Raw genomic sequence first — 19526 nt, forward strand, 5'->3', positions numbered from 1 at the left:
GCTAGCTCGAGAGAACGCTGCCTTACGAGGAGGCGCCCTTCGTTAGCCAGGAGAGGTCGTTGGTCGCAGTCTCCGTGGAGTGGTCGTGTCCGCAACCGAAATGGTTTGTGCGGATTTCCGCGGCGACCGCCTCGACTTTAGCCTTGATGGTGCTCATCAGCTGAGCGTCGACAGGGTCGTTGGAGCTCTTGCCATGATCGTCAAGGTTCAGGATCTGTATTCTGTCGGCGGAGGAGCCAGTCAATTCCCTATAGCCGAGGGCGTAGATCGATAGCTGATCCTTCGTTACGCTTTCAGCTTGGGAGTCTTCCGTCGATTTGAAGTCGACGATTGCGGTCTCACCGGTTTCGAGGAACTTGATGAGGTCGATGCGTCCGTTTACGGTTACCCCGGGGGCAACCTGCACTTCCACCTGTTTCTCCGAATGGATGGTGCGGGTCAGGTCGTTGCCGTGTCGATCGAAGTACCGGTCGATCGCTTTGACCGCTGCCGCCCGCAGATTCTCTCGCAGCGCCGGGTAGGCGTACGGTGTGTGCAGATGCCGGTCGACCAGCTCCTCGGTTTCCGACTTGGTTGGGATGTCGCCTGCGAGGGAGCGCTTGTGCATCTCGGCAAGGGCGTCGTGGAGGCCCTTTCCATAGCCCAAAGCTTCGTGGATGGGTGGGTTGAAGCCATACATGAATCGCAATTTGAACTGATACGGACACTCGATCAGGTACTTGAGCTCCGAGAAGGAAATCGAGACGCTGGGCGTTTCGGACTTCGGCGTCGGAGGGAGCCGAGGAATGTCCGGCAGGCCTTCGTCGGAGGTCGACATCCACGCGGACGCAGTGCAGTGTAAGTAGAAGTCGGAGGCGTTCCGGTACATTGCAGAGTCGCCGGGAGCGTACGTCACGAAGAGATACTTTTGCGCGCGCGTCGTCGCAACGTAGAAGAGTCGAGTCTCATCCGAAACACTTCCTCGGTATCGTGCGCCATTGGGCACGGCTTCGAGGGGCACGATGTGGGGAATCGTCTGGGTTCCCCCGGGTGCCTTCATCGGGAACCGGTTTCTTCGCAGATACGGAATGAACACGGCGGGCCATTGAAGGCCCTTCGAGCGGTGGACGGTAGAAATCACTACCGCGTCGGGGGCGACGTAACCGGCATCTTCGTCCGAGTCCTCGTAAACGCCGGGGGCGTGAAACGTGAGGAACCCCACGAAACTCTGGTATTTCGAGGCAGGTTTCGAGGAGAAATAGATCGCCTCGAAATCAGAGATTACCTGCGAAAACTTTCCCAATTGATACATAACGAGCTCAGCGCGCGCGGGGTCGCCAGGGATGGTGCCCTCGTGTAGATCGAGAGTTTCGAGCACCTTGAGGAAGAGTCTCTGAATGTTGTAGGTACCCCATCGTTCGCTCGCCTCGAAGTCTGCACCAACGTCCAGTATTTTGACGACGGCGGCCCATCGTGCCGGATCCGGGATCAGCTTTGCGGCTTCCCAAAGGGTCCGCAGGTCCGCTCCGGAAATTTCTCCTTGCATATAGCGGAACAGCCCGGCACAAGCCTGGATCTCGGGCGCATCGAACAAACGGGCGAGCCCCTTGATGATGAACGGGATGTTTCTGCGCTTGAACTCGGCAACAAGGGCGTCTGCGTCTTTGACGCTTCGAAAGAGGACGGCACAATCGGCCCAAGACAGACCTCTAGGTTCAGAACCAGGGGCGTCAACGAACGGCATTCCTCGGAGCTCGACGATCCGTTCAGCAGTCCATTCGGCTTCTTCCGCAGTGTCGCCGAACTGCAGAGCGAGCATGTCGCCGCGTTCCCAGGCGTGGTGGGAAGCGAACTGCATCTTCTTCGGTAGGCGTTCGCTCGAGTCGAGGCGCTCGGCGACCGACCGACCGAGTTCGACGATGCCCTTGCTCGAGCGAAAATTGTCGGCGAGTTCAATGGTGCGGACGTCTGTATGACGACCAGCGAAGGTAAGAATGTTGCTGACTTCGCTGCCGCGCCATTGGTAAATCGTCTGGTCATCGTCGCCGACGACGCACAGGTTCGCTCCGAAATGAGTGAGGCGCTCCACCAATCTCTCTTGTATCGGGTTCACGTCTTGATACTCGTCCACGATGACGTATTTCACAGTGTCTTTGACATGGTTTCGAAGCGTGAGTTCCGCCGTGTCCAGATCGAGGCCGGTCTCGGCGCGCTCGAGGAAGCTCACGGCATCCGCCATCATCGATGTGTAGTCGAAATACTTCTTCTGGGTAAGTAGGTCCCGGTAGGAGGCGAGGCTCGCCTTGACGGCTTCTGGGACCTCGGCAAAGGCGACACGATCCTCCTGCAAGACGGAAAGGGCGCTCTTGTAATAGCGCGTATCTTTCCAACGAGAGAGCGTGCTCGTGACCCCTCCCACCGTCTTGGTGCAGGTGGTCAGGCCCGACCGGTTGCTTTCACGGTCAATGAGCAGCTGCTGAGTAACATCGGTGAGCACGCCATATTTGAAGGTTTCGGGCACGAAGGTCTGAAGAAGGTTGAGACAGTAGCCGTGCATCGTGCCGACGTACATCTCAGCCAGCCCCACGACATCGCCAAGTTCCTTACGGACGACGGAGTGAATTCGCTCCTTGAGCTCGGAGGCCGCTTTCTCGGTGAACGTGAAGGCGACCACGTTGGCAGGCTGCACTCCTGGCTTCCCGAGGATGTGCGCGATCCGCTGGGCAAGTACTTGAGTCTTGCCGGAACCGGCGCAAGCGATGAGCTGCAAGATATCATCGGGGGCTTCTATCGCGTGGCGCTGAGCGTCGGTGTATGAGAGTCCCGCGGTGCTCATGCGTATTTTTTCCCCACTGTCTGGTAGAGCTCGGCGGCGGAGACACCCGACTTGCGCGCCGCACGAACCGAAACCCGTACTGCCTCGTCTTGCAGGTCGAGGACTCGCATCTCTCCGCCCGCATCGGCGAGTGCCTCGATCCGCAGGAAGTGCGAGCCGTAAACCTCGGCATAGTCAGCCAGCCCCACGAGTTTCACGAGAGCGTCTTCAAGGTGGTGGCCGTGCGGGTCGATGATCGAGGGCCGGATCTCACCGCCGATTTCGTTAAAGACAATGAAGTCGGGGTGTAGTGCGCGCCAGTTGCCGACCGCGTCGCGATAGGTCACGCCGAGGGAGTCCGCCGCAGACACTGATGGGTTGCGATACCACGCGACGCAGTTGACTCGAGCGGTCTCCTTTCGGACTACCGTCTTCTCCCACTCGTTCAGTGAAGTAAGGGGGAACCACCCGTCGTCGTCAGACATGAGATGTTTGTCGATCAGCTCGGCGGACGCAATCTGGTTGCCCTCTGCGTCGGCAAAGTCTTCAAGGCGGTTTCGGGGGCGTCTCAAGTCCGTTCGTTGCGGAGAGACGGCGAGTGCTCGGATCTCGTCGTAAACATCGCGGCGCTCGTCAGCCAGGCCGAGTACCGTAACCCGGTGGTCGTCGAACCATTCGTCGACCACGTCCTTAGCGGCTTGATCGACCTTGTCACGAACGGTCGGAACGACGGCAAGGGCTGCCGCTTTCACGTACGCAGAGCGCAGCGCTGTGCCATCTTCGTCGTCCTCGTCCGGGCCCGCGACGTGATCAACGTACGACTGGGCTACATCAGCCCCAAACGCTCGTTTGGCGTCCTCGAAGGCCACGGCGATAGCGCGGTCGTCAGCGCGTTCGATGAAATCGGCATACTTGAGCTTCTTGCCGCCGAACGACCCCGCGATCGTCATGCCGCGTACGGTGCGTACTTCGATTTCAGCGTTTCGCAACTGGCCGTCGTAGCGAGCAGTCAGCTGGTCAAAAAGGCCATGGAACTGTTTCTCCACGGACGCGATCGCACCGGGCTTGATCTCGTCGGTGCTGAGAGCGTGGGCGAGTTGGACGACCTGCTTCACGGGGCGGGCGCCTCGCTGCGGAACGGTGAGGTGGGGCAGGTCATCCCACACCTTCCACACTCCTTCTGGCACGGTCGGGTTAATCTGCAACTCCCGTCCGTCGAGAAGAACTTTCTGGCCGACTCCCGGCATCGAGTCGATGATCCCGGTAAGGAACTTCGTGACATTACCCGCGGTGGTGCGGTCGAAGTGGGGCAGGATGCAGTCGACCGAGTTGAGCATGTCATCCCCCGGGATCCGGCGTGCGAGGGGCGTGCGGACCATCCGGCCGATCAGTTGGGTGATGTGGGTATGATCCTTCGCGGGGCGGAACGACAGCAGCACTTCGGCGCGGGGGCAGTCCCAACCCGTGGAGATGGCATCCTTCGCAATGAGGACCCTGACCTCGTTGGTTTCTTGGACGCGCTGTGGTTCGATCCAGTCGATCTCCCACGACCCGAAAACTTTCGAGGTGTGGTCGCCGAGAACGTGGCGTACACCCGAGGAGGTGAGATTCCCGAGTTCCGCGGCGACGATGTCGAGCCAGAGACCGACGTCATCCGTGTTCTCCGTGTTCGGAATCTGAAGAACGAGAAGTGGCTGCACCGCTTCGGTCGTCGATTCGCCCGGAAGTTTTTCCTGTTGGGCGAGATACTTTCCCCATCGCCTCGCGGAGTCTTTCAGTTTGCGCGCAGCTCTTGTGGCGAGGTTGGTTTCTAGGTTGCCGGACTCCGCGGGGATGTCGAGTCGAATTGTGTCTTTGATCAGGCCGGATCGTTGTACTCGCAATGGATCCACAGTGATCGGCGGTAAAGCAGTCCGGGTGCCGATGGCTTCTGCTTCGGTCATCGCTTCAGTGAATCGCTCGACGGTCGCGGAGATGCCCCAGACGACGGGCATCGGCAGACCGGTTTGCTCGCCGTTTACGAGGCTGCGAATGATGGTGGGTTTGTCTCTAGACGTCTTGGTGTTGAATCCACGGTGGGCCTCGTCGAGGATGAGGTAGACCGTGAGGTCGGTTTCCTCAATCGTATTCTCGAGGGTCTGCCAGATGTTGTAGGCGAGATTGTCGGGAGTCATGAAGGACCCTTGCCCGGCCTCATCGTCCGCTGTCTGCTCAGCACCGCGCGTCAGGAGTGAATTCTTCGAGAGCCGCTGGGTGTTCAGGAAGTACACCTTGCGCGGTTCGAGAATCGGCACGGCGAAGGGCGGTTTAATCGTGACGAGCCGGTCGTGGGTGAGCTTGTCGGATGCTTGCATGAGTCGCATCCGTGTCTGGTCGTTGAGGTTCGGGTCGTCCGAGAACCAGATCACTACAGCACCGGGATCCGGATCGAAGTCGAGTTCGTCGTTGCCGTAGAACAGCGCCTCGATTGCGGCAGCGGCCATCACTGTTTTTCCGGCTCCGGTCGTCGCTGTCAGCGCGAAGGATGTCTCCTTGTCGTCGACATGGTAGGACTTCCGCGCTCGACCCAAATTGTCGAGAACCTGAACCACCGCGTCGTGCTGGTAGTCCTTCAGCTTGAATTTCAACGGGTTCCTCGCATTGCGTCGATCTCGAAATTGCGAAGGTAGGAGTCATAGAGCCGCACTGGTTCGACGCCCTCGGGCAGTCCAGCTGCGACTGCCTCGAACAAACCTTCATCATCCGTCAAAATGAAGGCCAGAGTCGCGTTGGGGGATGCGGCAATGCCCTTGAAAAAGTCATCAGTTCTATCCAGATTAGCGATCACACCATATGCGTCTGCAACGTCCCAGCCGTTTGTCAAAGAGTTAATACGCCGACCTCGTGACCCTGCGCGTATCCAGAGGAGCGGCGCGATCCTGTCGAAATCCCGGTTCGCCCTCAGCCGCAGCGGAGCCTCGTATGTGAGCGTGAAGAACTCAACATTTTCCTCAAAACCGGCGGACATCGCAAACTCGTCCGTGTGTTTATATTCGCCAGCGACGGGCTTTCCTGAAGGAGTCAAACCAGTAACGGCAGCTTCGATGCGGGGTTTCGTGACGTACTCACAAATGCCCCATTTCTCCCAAGCTTCGTCACCCGCCCTAAGCCGCTCCTCCCGGAGTCTGCTCTGCTCGTCGGCAGATACCTCATTGTTCGTGACGGAGATGGACAATCGGCGTCCACCGTCTTGACGGTTGAGTCGCATCACAGCATGGGCGGTCGTGCCCGATCCTGAGAAGAAATCGATTACTGTAGCTTCCTTTTTGTTTGTCACAAAGAACCGAAGCGAATCCTCAACTGCGTACAACGATTTAGGGTAAGGAAATTTTCTACCGGGAATCATTGATTTCAGAATGGTAGCGCCGTGTTCAGACGCTGAATGTGAAGTCCTATTCCAGAGCGTCATAGGTTGGACCGTCTTCTTTCCGGCTAAATACTCGACTTCAACTGCGCCGTCCGAGTTTCGGCCGGTTATAACGACATGGCCGCTTTTGATTTTGGAGAGAACGCCAGACTGCAGGTACACGGGGCTCCGAAGCCCGGTCTTAGGGTTACGTTTTCCAAACTTTGCGTGACCATCTTTTATGTACTGGCGAAGAGATGCTGGATTTAGTCTCCACATCAGCTCGCGACCGGTGCCGTCAATTGGTAGCAGGGTTACAGTCCCGGGAGGGCCGATGATCGAGTCCCGTGCTTGCGTTGCGGGTGGAGGCTCGCCGACAGAATGAAAGTCGCCGCTCTGCGCATCAAAGTAGATGGGGTAAAACATGCTCGGGATTCGGCTTCGTGCACTGCCTTCGCCATTTCGCAGCAAACCGGCCCACCTGACTTCTAGCGCCGAATTGCCTTCTGAAGCATCCCGGATCATGTCGGTGTTCCAGGGAGTTACCGAAGCTGACCCAGACATCACGAAAAAGACGTACTCGTCAGTCCGCGAAAACCGCCCTTGGCGAGCCGAGCCTTTCGGGTTGATCACGCTAGTAATCATTTGGATGTCAGCCTGTGGGAAAAGTTGCTCGAGCAGAAGGCCGGTCCGCAAGTACTCTTTCTCGTCAATCGTGACGATGAGCACGGAGTCGTCAGGGTTTAGCAACTCTTTCGCCAGAAGGAGTCGACGCTCCATGAACGCCAACCATTTCGAATGGCGGTACAGATCATCGCCTTCGACATAGTCGTTGTTGTATTTCCAGTCTTTCGCGCCCGTATTGTATGGGGGGGTCGATGTAGATCGCATCGACCTTGCCGCGGTGAGTGAAAAGAAGTGTTTGTAGGGCGTGATAATTCTCGCTGTTGATCACTGTGTGGAACGGCTTGTCCCCACCTCGCGCAACTTTCCCTGTGGACACGAGGCCCGGATAGATCGGGTCTCGGAATTCGGCCACCACGACGAGATCTGAAACATTGGCTGTGGTCGGGTCGTGTATATCCGCCGCCGGATGGGGCTCCAGAGTCGCGAAGCGCTCGTCTCCCTTGCCTTCCGTGCTGACCACACGCCACAGCTTCGAATTTGCGGAAGTCGGTTTCTCGCCGCGTGGCGGAAGAATGTGCACCTTGTCGCCGGTTCTTACGGGTCGCCCAGGCAGCTCGACTGCTTCGGGAGTGTGCCGCTCGAAATTCAGCCCAAACGCGCGCCGCTTCGAGAGCACGTCAAGCTCGCGCTGGATTTCGTCCGCGAGCCTCTCATCCGCCGCGCGCAATTGCCGAATCAGCTCATGAATGTGGGCCACAAGTGCTCCTTTGGTTGAAACCTGTACTTATCTCGCAAGAAAGGCGAGAGCTAACGCCTCTGACCAACTGCATTTTATTCAAAGAACACTGCGTGGCACAGTCGCGCTAGTCGGGAGGCAGTCCTTTGACTAACTCAACGTACCGTTCCGCCCCCGTACAGCTCGCGCGACGCGAGCCAGCCTTCTCAATTCTGACGCTGCAGCACGAAATCCTGAAGCCCCAATTGGGGGAGAGGAAGTTTGCTGGGGTCAGGGTCGAGGGTTTCGCTCAGCGCTCGCTCCCTCGCACTGTCGGGACTCGGCGATAGTGTGAGAGTGCGCGCACCGATGCCCGATCGGCGGCGCAGGGGGAATGCGGAATGCCGTCACTGATTGCGTGGCTTGATGCGTCTAGCGAAGACCAGCGCCGTATGCGCGAGATCGTCAACCTGTTTAGCGATCGCGACAGCCGGGACGAACTCGGAATCGGGCAGATCCGCGACGTGCTCAGCGACACGCTCTTCCCCGGAACCTCCACCCTACTTACGCGGGCCCGCTACATGCTCCTCATACCTTGGGCTTTCACTGCAGCCGTAAGGCCGGGCCGACCTGCCTCTGAGATTGCGCGTTGGGTGGATAAAAACGAACGCAACCTCATCGCCACTCTTAAAGGGGAAACTGACGGCGAAGGCCTGCTTGGTAAGACCGCCGGTGCCGCGCTCAAAACCCTTCCGTCGAGCACGTACTGGGCAGCCCTCCGGCAATACGGAATCCTCGCAGACCCCTCGCAAAGCCAAGCCGATGCCATCGCGGCCAGCATCCCCCACGCGCTCGGAGACGAAGACGAGCCTTCGCGGACGCCGGGCCCGTGGTCGCCAACGCTCCCGCCGCTTCCCGAAAAGTTTCCTGCCAGCACTGGCGGAGGCTTCGACCTCAGTCGCGACGAAGCGGGATGGCTGCGGGATCGGATGCTCAACGGCAGCCAAGGATCACTGCTCGCCCACTTCATCGAGCACCGGCCGCAGGCCGAAACCGCTGCACCGTGGTTGGAACCCGCCGCTGCTGGCGCGTCGCCGAGTGCCGTCAGTGATCTGGCCCATGCCCAGATGTTCTCGCTCGCCCTTCACGGTGCCTCGCTGCTTTATAACCTCCTTCTGGCTGAAGCGTATGAAGCCGCGGGCAACGACCGCGTTACCGGCCGGGTAGAGGCTTACCGCAAACGCTTGGACGAATGGCAGAACGATCGCGATCAGGCCGCGACACAGCTCGCGACCTGGAATCGAAGCGACTTCTGGTCGCTGGTGAAGTCGAAGAATCCGAACATCAACGGCTCGTCTCGAGCCTTCGTCGACAGCTGGCTCGATGCTGTTACCGGAAGCGACCCGATCACCATCGCCGATGATGAAAACCTTCGCGCCTTCATCACTCGACGTGAACAGCGCCACAAAGGTAAGCAAGCGAGACTGCAGAACACTCGAATGCTACAAAACTGGCAAGGAGCCTCCGGTGCCGGAGCCCTGACTTTCCGCTGGCGTCAGGTGCAAGGCATCCTCGCAGACCTCCACGACGGATTGGAGCGAAACGATGCTTGAACCAGATTCGCGGGCCGCCCTCACGGAGCAACTGCGGCCACCCAGCGGCTACGAGCTGGTGCACGCCGTCGGAACCACCTTCACTCTCGACCTCACCAGCGCGCTCGCCGTGCCGCTCGCGTTCGCCGGTCATCAGGTGCGCGAAAGTGATGACCCGATCGCCATTCTGGATGCCGTACGCCGGGCTTCCGACCGGGTCGACATCTTTGCGCAAGCCGGCCACATCGCGGTGCCCCGGAAGGCCTCCGACCTCGTCGCGTTTCTTGAGCCGATGATTCACCCCGTTGCCTTGCGCCGTCAGGGCGCCCTCTTCCACCCCAAGGTGTGGATCCTCGAGTACGCCCGCGGACAACACCGCAGCTATCGGATGCTGTGCTCCAGCCGAAACATCACTAGCGACCGCAGTTGGGACCTTGTCGTCCGGCTCGACGGGAACGAAGGTGATCAACCCCGCGAGCAGAACGAACCGCTGCATGACCTCGTGCGAACGCTTCCATCGCTGGCCGTCACGCCGCTCGCGCCGAAGCGCCGCGCACGGATCGAAGGGTTAGCCACACGCATCTCGAACGTGTCGTGGGAACTCCCCGCCGACATCCGCGAACTGGATTTTCATGCGCTGGGTATTGGCCGGCCGCAGACGGTCGACTTCACAGGCAAGCGTCATCTCGTAATCTCACCTTTCCTCTCGGATGACGGGCTCGCGAGCATTACCGCGTCACGCAAAGAGAAGGTGACAGTCATCTCGCGAGCGGAGAGCTTCGATCGGCTTAGACCGGAGACCCTCAAGTTCATCGAACCGCATGTACTCGACGACGCGGTTCGCGACAGCGACGAGTTCGAAGACGATCCTCTCGTCGGGCTGCACGCCAAAGCCTATTTTCTCGATCGATCGTCGGGCTCACGTGCGATCATCGGCTCGGCCAACGCAACCCGAGCGGCCTTCGGTAGCAATGTCGAATTTTTGATCGAGATGGTAGGTCCTCAGCCGCGCATGGGAGTGGGGGCTGTGTTTAGCGAAGACTCGGAACTTCGTAAACTCACCGCGCCCTACTCGACCGCAGGCGGAGTCGAGGAAACCGAGACGGAGAAAGCCGATCGCGCATTGGACGACGCCATTCGCTCCCTCGCGACCATCCGACTGCGCAACACCGTTCGACTGGAGAAGGACGACAAGTACTCCATCGATGTTGAAGCGCTGGACACGGCGAAGACTACGGCAGAGATCGAGACCGAAGTACAGTTGCTCACCCGACCGGGGAACAGCCATTCGTTTCCGCTCCACGGCGCCCCGCCCGTCGTTTTCACGGGACTCGACCTCACCGAAATCACCCCTTTCGTCGTCATCCACGCCGTAGACCACCGTGGAGAGCGGCGAAGCGCTGTGGTGAACGCCGAGCTGATCGGAGATGTTGCCCAGCGGCGAGATGCCGTGCTCGCTCGACAGATCGATACGCCCGAGAAGTTTCTCCGCTTCCTGCAGCTCATGCTGAGCTTGGGGGGCTCGACCAGCGCGCAACTGGCTCTCGGCAACTCGGGCGGATTCGGCTCGTGGTCTAGCGATGGCGCTGGAGTCTTCGAGACCCTCGTGCGTTCGCTCGCCACCAACCCCGAAGGTCTCGACGACCTCGCCAGACTGGTCGAGCGGATGCGCGGCGAAGCTTCCGCAGGCTCGCTACCCGCCGGCTTCGACGAAGTGTGGGAGCCGATCTGGCACGCCAGACTCGCGCAGAAAGGGGAGACGGCGTGAACGATTTCTCGGCGGACGCAATTCTTTCCGAACTCAAGACCTTCCAGCGTGATGCAGTTGAGCACGTCATGCACCGGCTCTATGACGCGCGTAACGCCAGCGGACGATTCTTGATTGCTGACGAGACTGGTTTGGGTAAAAGCGTCATCGCCCGCGGAATCATCGCGCGGACTATCGAGCGACTGCAGCACGACGACACCGTCGAGCGAATAGACATCGTTTACATCTGCTCCAACTCAGACCTTGCCTCCCAGAACCTGCGTCGGCTGAACGTCACCGGGGACCCTCACATCGGGCTCACCAGTCGGCTTACCTTGCTCGCGCGTGAATCGCACCGTCTTGCAGGGACGCCGATCGCAGGGCGGAAACCCGTCAACCTGGTTTCGTTTACGCCAGGGACCTCTTTTGAAATGGGTTCTGGGCGCACCGGTTCAGGTGAAGAGCGCGCGCTACTGCACATCATGCTGACAAAGATCGCTGTGTTGTCGAACCCTCAGCGGCGCGCATCTCGGATGATTTTTCAGGGGCAGATCAAAACTCCGGAAGCCTTCCAATATCAAATCGGACGGATGAAGCGCGCCATGAAGGGACCTATGGACCCATCGATACTGCGCGCATTCGAGAGGAGCATTACCGATTCTGGGCTCCTTGAAAACTACCTAACCATTCTGAACAGCCTCTATCTCAAGCACAGTGTTCCTGCTTTCTTAGAAGGCTCCATTCGGCACCTCACGGCGAAGTTGCGAGCGGCCCTTGCCGGGGCGAGCGTCGACTCGCTCGAGCCTGACCTAATCATTCTCGATGAGTTCCAACGATTTCGGCACTTGCTCGATGAAGAAGAAGGAGGGGATGCGGCAGAACTCGCCCACATCCTCTTCAACTATTCGGCAGCGAAAGTGCTCCTACTCTCGGCGACTCCCTACAAACCCTTCACCGAGGCCAACGATGAGTCTGGCGACGACCATTACAGCGACCTCATGACGACGCTCGGATTCTTGACCGAAGGCTCTGACGTGCCGCTGGACGAGATCCGAACAGGATTCGCTCAATACCGCCAGCAAGTTGTGAACGGCAGCGGAGCTGGCGAGCACGTCGAGCAGCTGCGGGAGATCCTGCTCACGGTCATGAGCCGAACTGAGCGACCACCAGCGGGTGACATGGTTCGAGAGCGCCAGCTGCCCTCGCTGCCTCCTTCGGCGGCAGACCTTGCCGGCTACGTGGCGCTGGAACGGCTGTCGGAAAAACTCGACGTGCCGATTGGGCTGGAGTACTGGAAATCAATTCCGTACTTCGCCAGTTTCATGGACGGTTACAAAATTGGGCGCGCGGTAGAAAGACGGTTGATTGAGAATCAAGGAAGCATCGATCGGCACCTTGGCGAACTTCAACAGATCGATGCCGGCACCGTCGGCCGCTACGGAGAGATTGAGCTCGGCAACAGCCATCTCGGCGCGGTCGCCGACGAAACGGTAGATCGAGGATGGTGGAAGTTGCTGTGGACGCCGCCGTCCCTCCCGTACTTCTCTCCCGGAAATGTCTACGGTTCGATCGAGCCGGGCAGCGTGACCAAACGCGTGGTGTTCTCGTCGTGGACCGCAACTCCCACTGCCGTCGCTAGCTTGCTGAGTTACGAGGCGGAGCGGCGAATTGTCAGTGGTTCGCGACTCACGGTCAATTCCTCCGAGGCGCGCACGGCGATCTCCGCGCGCCTGGACTACAAAGTCACCTCAGAATCTCGACCGGCAAGCATGTCAACGTTGGCGTTGTTCTGGCCACACCCCGCCCTCGCTGACGCGGCGGACCCTCTACGCATCGTGCGAAGCAGCGGCGACACGACTATTGCCGCGGACGATGCGCAAAGAGTTGTCGCTGCATCGCTCGAGACCGGGGCAGAGTCGTCTGCGGCCTGGGAATCGTTCTTCAGGGCTCCGGGATCGATCCCAAGAGATCTTGCGCTGGATCCAAAACTCCTAGCGCGACTGCTTTCGGCTAGACCTGCCGATACGGAAGAAGAGAACGTCAGCGCCGCGGGTAAAAGGATCACCAATCACGTCGAGCTCGCCGTCGAAACGATCTCAGGCTCGGCTGGCCCTACTTCCCATCCCGACCTTGCGAGACTCGCCTTACACGCGCCGGGCAACATTGCCTATCGCGCCCTCGGACGACTGCGCGGTGTTGACGATTCGACCACCGACGCCGGCCTGTGGGAAGCGGCCGCGATGCTATCGAACGGCATCCGAAGCCTCTTCAACCGAGCCGAGAGCATGCTTCTGCTCGACAAGGTTAAGTCAACTGAGGATGAGTTCTACTGGCTAGCTGTGCTCGACTACTGCGCTGACGGAAACCTCCAGGCTGCTCTTGACGAATACCTCTTTCAGCTGCGAAGCGAAGCTGCGGGAGCGGTGCTCGATGATGAACTCCTGCTGGCGCTGGCCGCCCGGGCGGTGAACGCAATCGCTTTGCGGCCCTCGATCTATCACGCTCGTGATTTGGGCCGGAGTGGCGAGACCATCGCCTTTACGGCGCGTTTTGCCCTTCGATACGGGGGTAAGACACAAAACGAAGAAAGCGCACGGCAACCAGAAATTCGGAACGCTTTCAACAGCCCTTTCTGGCCGTTCGTGCTGGCATCAACCAGCGTGGGGCAAGAAGGCATCGACTTCCACTGGTGGAGTCACGCCGTCGTGCACTGGAACGTGCCATCGAATCCCGTCGACTTCGAGCAACGCGAAGGCAGAGTCAATCGTTTCGCCGGTCATGCGGTGCGCAAGAACATCGCCGCTGCTCATAGTGCCGATGTGATGGCCTCAGAGGATCCCAATCCGTGGAAGGCAGCCTTCGAGGCAGCCGCTTGCACTCATCGAGATCTCGGAGAGTTTTCGCCATTCTGGGTCTACCCGGGAGACGCGAAAATTGAACGTCAGCTGGTGTCGTTCCCCTTGAGCCGTGATCTTGCCAAGATCGACCGCATGAAGGAAGCGCTCACGCTCTACCGGTTCACGCTCGGCCAGCCGCGCCAAGAGGACATGATGGAAATCCTGACACGACGTGGAGTCGATGGGGCAGCGCTGCCGTTGTTGGACTTGAGCCCGCCGAAGTCGAGGACGCGGATTGTCGAATGAAGATCTTGGTGCTGGAACAGGATGTTTAATCTCAGCTAGGCGAATGCAATTCATCGGTGTCCAAACGTGGACCTGAGGCCGTGCGCCCCATGTAAAGCTCTAGAACTTGTTCTGCCTCGGTTGCGAGGCTGCTCAGCGTTACGCGCAATCGGGACAGGCGTTCGTACTCCGACCCAATGACGCGCTGAGTCTCGATATCGGAGAGCGCTATCTCGATACGACCAGGATTATTGCGAGATTTTGGATCGACCAGTCTCGACACGCGCTGTCCCCAGCCTGAGTTCGCTGTCATCGCCAGGTAGCGAGCATCGAGAATCCCTTCATCGACCTTCGCCAGCCACATTCCACGTCCAACGGGAATCGGATTCTCTGTGACAGGAAGGGCGTAAAGCGCACCTTTCTCGATCGCGAAAATCACGTCACCTATCTCCGCAATGAGTGGATCCTCGGGGTGCGTGAGGCCTTCGGGTGCTCCAGCAAAATCGCTCAACGATCTGACTAAATCCAGACCGGGTCGTAGCGGCCAGGAGCGTGCGTTGGCCGGCGCCCGAGTCAAGGACGCGGCACCCGAGCTGCACAGTACATCAAGCCGAATTCCTACGGTTTCCGGTCCTCGCAACCCGAACGCAAGCGGCTCAGTGCTGTCCAGCTGTTTGCCAAACGCTAGAAGGTTTTCGGTTGCCCTGACGGCAGCGGGCCAGTAAAACTCCCCATATTCGGACCAATCAGAGTGTCCGCGTGGGGGGGCCCAGTAACCAGGTTCGACGGTAGACGCCGAGCCCGTGAGATCCGTCACACGAGCTAGACTGGCGATCTCGCTCTCATCCCATGTGTCAAAGTCGTCGGGTTCTTCAGACCACGCCCATCGAGCAGCTGCGGCCAGTTGCTTCACGTATGCCTCGTCATTGAAATTCGCGGTTCGTGCGTCGATCATCGATACGTCATTGGACGCATATTCCGAATTATGGAAAATCCACAAGTTGGATGAGATCTCCTGAAACTGTGTGGGCAGCGCCACGATCGTGGAGGTGCGCTTTCTCAGAAGTACAGTGTCTCGGATAACACGTAGGTAATCGGGGAGGTCGCTCACGGCCTTCTGATCAGTCCCAATCGCCGCGAAGCCATTGGGGGCTAACCATCGACCCGCAGCGAGAAGCGCAGCGAGGCTGTAATCCGCCTCAGCCAGAAAACCGCCGTCGTAGGCGCGAATAGAAGGGCTACCTAGAACGCCGCCCGTCGTGTTGAGGAGTACCTGCGGTGGCGCTGAGGCGACTATCCGTTCTGCTGTAGCGAGGTCGCCCACCTCAACTCGAATTTCGACACCCAATGCAATGGCGCGCAGCGTGATTAATCGCGCGTCCGTGGGGTTTGCAGAGATCGCCGTGAGAACGAGCTCGGGGCTTCTTCTCCCGGCCTCGGCCACAGCGATACCAGACCCCGCGCCGAGATCTAAGAGGTGTCCAGTGGCGGGCAACTCGACTGTGTCCAGAATGAACTTGGCGAAAGCGACCTGAGCATTCGACGATATTTGCGTAATGAAATCGGCGCGATCGGTGTCCATTAGCTGGGGCAGCAAGAGGCGGGCGACGGCTAAGCGATCGGGAAACTGCGCGATCTGCGAAAGCAGAGGGAACAGGGGCGCTGTCGAGTCGTTCGACGTGGCCCAATACTTCTGCGCGAGTTCAATGACATTACCGAGAATCGACAGAAATTGTGGATCTGGAGTGCCGGGCTGAAGCGTTGAGCTGAGATCGGCAGTGAGGGATCCACCGAGCGAGAGTTTGGTTGTCCCGTCGAAGATCGCTGCTATCGCGGCAACCTCGAGAGCGAACGGTTCGAGGTCGCGAACTCCTCCTTCTCGCAGAATGGTGACCGGATCAGTGCTTTGCAATAAATCTCGGGAGTGGAGCCAAGCGATGACGGCATCGCGGTCGAAGAGGCGTTCCGTTCCCGCTGCTGCCGGGGGGAAGTCTTCGTGTCGACGGCGCCAGTTCGCCACGGTAGACGAATCGACGCCAGCGAGACGGGCGATATCAGCGGGGCGCAGAAGATCTGTTCGCCGAGTCATGCCGCCTCTTTCATGTCGTGTGTGAAAGCAATCGTCTCATGCGCGGCGAACGCAAGCTTTCGGGACAGGCTCCCCGGTGCTGCTATTACCGTCGTTTTTGTTGAGCGCCCGATCAAGCTCACCGAGGCAGTAAATTTTTCGTCGCCGGACGCGAGGACCACGCGGTCGTAGCGACCAACGGGAAGATATCCCATCTCCTCCACGAGAGCGTAGTCGGCGCCGTTCTTCCCTGACCGCGGCTTCAGGAATCGGACTCCGCTGAAACGGCGGTCGCCAGCGAAAAAAGTGAGCGCGTAGTGCGACGTAGCGACGACGACGTGGTCGCCCTCTTCGCAGCCGGTCTGGGCTAGAAGATTTACGAGGGTCGAGGCTCCGTTCGCAAAGTCGCCGCGGCAGAGGTTCTCGATGTCTACGAAATAGATTGTTTGCATGAAAGTTAAGCTACATCAACATTGAACTGAAAGCAACGCTTTCATCAATAATCTTTCGTTCTCTGTATATGCACCGCAGGTTCAGGTCAATCCGGAAAGATCGAGCCAAGCATGTGGCCGTCCAGGCTTGGCTGATTTCACGGCGGGCGAGATGGGAACCTGAAGATAGCTATGGTTCTAGGAGGGAACGATCGGGGGATCGGGCGTGGCATCGACATGGACAGCGTCTAGCTGGCGTGCGCGGGTAGCGCGAACATTGTCGTGGAGCGCTGAACTCGTCGGGAATGAGCTTCTCGTCAGCAGCGCAGGCGAAATAACCCGCTATGCGCTGGCTGAAGTCGACCGGATCGCCGTACGACACGGCTTGCTGTCATCGAGGATCGAGCTGAGCGGGGTGAGCCCGCTGCAGCTAAAAGGGCTCTCCCGCCGCGAGGCCCGCGACCTGCACGAAACTGTTGAGCACGAACGGGAACGGGTGCTCGCCGTCATCCGGCTCGCTGAATTGGCGCGCGAATTTGAGGCTCTTTGCCCGCTCGTTACAGGCTGGGCGCGTGGCTTCTTCGCCGCAGCTAAGGCACATCAGCGCGATAGCGGCTGGCTGACTACTGAATTCACCGCAACGTGGGAACAGCACAAACCCGTTGGGCGCTTCGCGGAGCTGCTCGCCGCGCCTGAACTCGAAGCCCACCGCCGGGAACTCAGCGGTGAAGCGCTGCAAGCGATTGACCTGTGGTCCTCCGACCTTGCCCAGTACGTGGCCCGCTGGAATGACCGTTTTCTCGATCACGAACTCGTTGCGTACAAGTCTTTCTTCGACAACGTCGAGCGCTCGCCACTAACTGACGAGCAATCGCGGGCAGTCGTGTGCTTCGACAACCGTGTGCAGTTAGTGGCCGCGGCTGGTTCCGGCAAGACGTCAACGATGATCGCAAAAGCCGGCTACGCGGTGCACCGCGGGCTCGTCGCGCCCGAACAAATTCTGATGCTCGCCTTCAACAGTAAGGCGGCAGCCGAACTTCAGGAACGCGTCACCGAACGTCTCGCCCCACTCGGGTTGGCCGCTGATCGAATCGTCGCACGCACGTTCCACTCCTTCGGGCTTGCCCTGATCGGCCAAGCCACCGGGCGCAAGCCGCGCCTCGCCCCCTGGATCGAGCAAGGCGGCGACATCGAAAAGCTCGCTCGCATCGTCGACGAACTACGGGATGCGGATGTGGTCTTCCGCACCAACTGGGATCTGTTCCGGATGGTGTTCGGCCGCGACCTGCCGGAGTTTGGCCAGGAGGAAGCAGAGCCGGACGGCTGGGATCCGGTTGCCCGACGAGAAGGGCATCGCACTCTGGCGGGCGAAGTCGTGAAATCACAAGCGGAACGTCTCATCGCTGACTGGCTGTACTACAACGGCGTCAGCTATCGATACGAACAGCGCTACGAAGTCGACACGGCGGATGCCGAGCACAGCCAATATCATCCGGACTTTTACTACCCCGATATCAACCTCTATCACGAGCATTTTGCTCTCGATGAGCAGGGCATTCCTCCAGAGGAGTTCGTCGGCTATCTCGACGGAGTGCACTGGAAACGAGCACTGCACGCCGAGCACGGCACGGCTCTGATTGAGACCACGATGGCTGAACTGTGGAACGGTAAAGCCTTCGCTGCCCTTACTGAGCAGTTGTCTTACCGAGGCTTAGTGCTCGACCCGAATCCTGATCGCCCAGCATTAGGTCAACCGCCGATCGACAACAAGCGGCTGATCGCAACTTTTCGGTCGTTCATGGTGCATGCCAAGAGCAATCGCCTGAGTGTGGAGCTGCTTCTCGAGCGCGCGCGCGAAGGGAGCACGGGCAAGTTCCTTTTTCGGCACGAGAATTTCCTCGAGCTGTATCGCACCATCGAACAGCGGTGGCAAGAAGAACTCACGGCGCACGACAGCATCGACTTCGAAGACATGTTGAACCTTGCCGCCGACCACGCCGAAGCCGGTTGGAAGAGTCCCTTCCGCCTAGTGATGGTCGACGAATTGCAAGACGTGAGCGCGGCGCGTGCTCGGCTCGCGCGGGCGCTCGTAACAGCGCCAGGCCACTACCTGTTTGCAGTGGGCGATGACTGGCAGAGCATCAACCGCTTCGCCGGCGCCGACCTCTCGGTGATGACCAAATTCGAAGAGTGGTTCGGTAAAGGCGAGACCCTGCGGCTTGAGCGCACCTTCCGCTGCCCGCAACCGATCTGCGATGTCTCAAGCGGTTTCGTTCTGAAGAACCCGCAACAGTTATCGAAACAAGTACTGTCGTCGACGCCGGAGCATCCACCTGCTTTCCTCGCTATCGCCGCCAACAATGACGACCACGTGCAGTCAGTAATCCGCAAACACTTGGCAGAGCTGAACGATCGCATCGCCACCGGACTCGCGCAGGGCGGCCGCGGCGGAAAGGCATCCGTCTTCATCCTCGGGCGCTATCGTCATCAGGAGAGCCTTGTTCCGCATGGGGCCATGAAACAGTGGGCTCACCTTGATGTGCGGTTCTCGACCATTCACGCCTCGAAAGGCCTCGAAGCGGACTATGTAGTCATTCCGGGCCTGACCAAAGACAAATCTTCGTTCCCGAGCAAGATCGCGGATGACCCGGTGCTGCGTCTGGCGATGCCAGCGCGTGAGCCTTTTCCCTATGCCGAAGAACGACGGTTGTTCTACGTGGCGATCACCCGCGCCCGCCGTACCGTGACGTTGGTCACCGTACGCAATCGGGTGTCACCGTTCCTTGCAGAGCTAGTGAAGGATCACGGGCTAAAGCTGAGGGATGCAGAGGGTGGGCACGCCATAGTGATTCCGTGCCCGGCTTGCGTCGAGGGCACCATGGTGCCCCGGGCAGGCAAGTTTGGGCAGTTCTATGGCTGTACCAACTATCCGAAATGCCGAAACACTATGAAAGAAGTAGAGGCTACCGCTTCTTCAAATACCAAGCTCGCTAAGGACTGACGTTGCTCAGGAACTCCGGGAGATGGAGGCGGTGTAAGGGCCAA

General features: G+C 59.3%; 10 protein-coding genes. 4 read left to right on the forward strand and 6 right to left on the reverse strand.

From position 1 onward, the window contains the following. Window positions 1–22: 22 nt before the first annotated feature. Genes ACWTV3_RS08710 through ACWTV3_RS08725 form a run of 4 tightly spaced genes read right to left on the reverse strand, consistent with a single transcriptional unit; the run spans window position 23 to window position 7563 of the window. Window positions 23–2815: an ATP-dependent helicase gene (locus ACWTV3_RS08710; RefSeq protein WP_498477792.1), complete on the reverse strand. Its 2793-nt coding sequence runs from the start codon at window positions 2813–2815 to the stop codon at window positions 23–25. Further along, complete coding sequence (locus ACWTV3_RS08715) at window positions 2812–5421, reverse strand: DEAD/DEAH box helicase (protein WP_498477793.1); 2610 nt, start codon at window positions 5419–5421, stop codon at window positions 2812–2814. The genes ACWTV3_RS08710 and ACWTV3_RS08715 overlap by 4 nt, the downstream gene beginning before the upstream one ends. Beyond that, entirely contained in the window at window positions 5418–7070 is a 1653-nt protein-coding gene (locus ACWTV3_RS08720; protein WP_498477794.1) for a DNA methyltransferase, read from the reverse strand. Before ACWTV3_RS08720 ends, ACWTV3_RS08715 begins: the two co-directional genes overlap by 4 nt. Then, window positions 6991–7563, reverse strand: coding sequence for a restriction endonuclease subunit M (locus ACWTV3_RS08725; protein WP_498477795.1), 573 nt, complete (start codon window positions 7561–7563; stop codon window positions 6991–6993). The genes ACWTV3_RS08720 and ACWTV3_RS08725 overlap by 80 nt, the downstream gene beginning before the upstream one ends. A 359-nt stretch (window positions 7564–7922) precedes the next feature. Between ACWTV3_RS08725 and ACWTV3_RS08730 the strand changes: the two genes are divergently transcribed. Genes ACWTV3_RS08730 through ACWTV3_RS08740 form a run of 3 tightly spaced genes read left to right on the forward strand, consistent with a single transcriptional unit; the run spans window position 7923 to window position 14003 of the window. Continuing rightward, window positions 7923–9134 (forward strand): DUF6361 family protein, encoded by a 1212-nt coding sequence (locus tag ACWTV3_RS08730; protein ID WP_498477796.1) that lies wholly within the window; start codon window positions 7923–7925, stop codon window positions 9132–9134. Continuing rightward, window positions 9127–10881: a phospholipase D family protein gene (locus ACWTV3_RS08735; protein WP_498477797.1), complete on the forward strand. Its 1755-nt coding sequence runs from the start codon at window positions 9127–9129 to the stop codon at window positions 10879–10881. The genes ACWTV3_RS08730 and ACWTV3_RS08735 overlap by 8 nt, the downstream gene beginning before the upstream one ends. After that, entirely contained in the window at window positions 10878–14003 is a 3126-nt protein-coding gene (locus ACWTV3_RS08740) for a helicase-related protein (protein WP_498477798.1), read from the forward strand. The genes ACWTV3_RS08735 and ACWTV3_RS08740 overlap by 4 nt, the downstream gene beginning before the upstream one ends. A 31-nt stretch (window positions 14004–14034) precedes the next feature. On the opposite strand, the gene ACWTV3_RS08745 is transcribed toward ACWTV3_RS08740, so the two are convergent. Then, on the reverse strand, window positions 14035–16071 hold the full coding sequence (locus ACWTV3_RS08745) for a hypothetical protein (protein ID WP_498477799.1): 2037 nt from the start codon (window positions 16069–16071) through the stop codon (window positions 14035–14037). Then, window positions 16068–16502, reverse strand: coding sequence for an NYN domain-containing protein (locus tag ACWTV3_RS08750; protein ID WP_498477800.1), 435 nt, complete (start codon window positions 16500–16502; stop codon window positions 16068–16070). Before ACWTV3_RS08750 ends, ACWTV3_RS08745 begins: the two co-directional genes overlap by 4 nt. 205 nt (window positions 16503–16707) lie before the next feature. On the opposite strand from ACWTV3_RS08750, the gene ACWTV3_RS08755 reads away from it, so the two are divergent. Beyond that, entirely contained in the window at window positions 16708–19482 is a 2775-nt protein-coding gene (locus tag ACWTV3_RS08755) for a UvrD-helicase domain-containing protein (RefSeq protein WP_498477801.1), read from the forward strand. Window positions 19483–19526: the final 44 nt, after the last annotated feature.

This window comes from Salinibacterium sp. AL4.1, from assembly GCF_059767305.1.